The following is a 533-nucleotide window of genomic DNA, read 5'->3' as shown; positions in this document are numbered from 1 at the left end:
CTCCTCGTGTGTGAAGCAGTACACCGAGCGGAAGAAGACCAAACTCGAACACGCCTGGGAGATCCAGCGAGAGTACGGCTTGAGTTCCTATGCCGAGGTCGAGGCGGAGTTGGCGGCGTGGGTCGCCGATCAGGCGTGGGTCACCGGCGATGGGCCGAAAGCGATGCTCGCCGGTGCGGTCGACTGGCTACGTGAACATCAGGCACTGCTTCCCGGTCCCCGCACTCTGGAACGTGTGGTGACCGACGGGAGACAGGCCGCTGATCAGCGGTTGTGGAGCCAGCTGACCGATCAGCTCACTGCTGGTTCTGCTTCGTCGCTGCTGGCGTTGCTCGATGTACCGGAGGGCAAACGTCGTGTCAGCGAACTGGAGCGGTTCACACTCACATCACCGACCAAGATGGGTAGCAAGCGTTCGGGATCAGCGGCCGGGTTCATCGGCAGCGTCACGGATGGAGTCGATGCCTTCTACCGTGATGTGGTGCAACCTCTCAAGCCTTGGGTGCCGTCAGCGCCGGAGGCAGCTTCGGCGG

The 533-nt window shown here is 62.9% G+C and carries 1 protein-coding gene; it reads left to right on the top strand.

Features of this window, described 5'->3' with window-relative positions; genetic code table 11:
- The coding region (locus tag HM984_RS18140; RefSeq protein WP_179350133.1) for a DUF4158 domain-containing protein at nucleotides 1-533 on the top strand (533 nt) is incomplete at both ends.

Source organism: Winogradskyella pacifica (genome assembly GCF_013403915.1).
In the GTDB taxonomy this organism is placed as follows: Bacteria; Bacteroidota; Bacteroidia; order Flavobacteriales; family Flavobacteriaceae; genus Winogradskyella; species Winogradskyella pacifica.
Note: the sequence above shows the minus strand (reverse complement) of the source record. Positions and strands in the feature narration are given on the sequence as shown.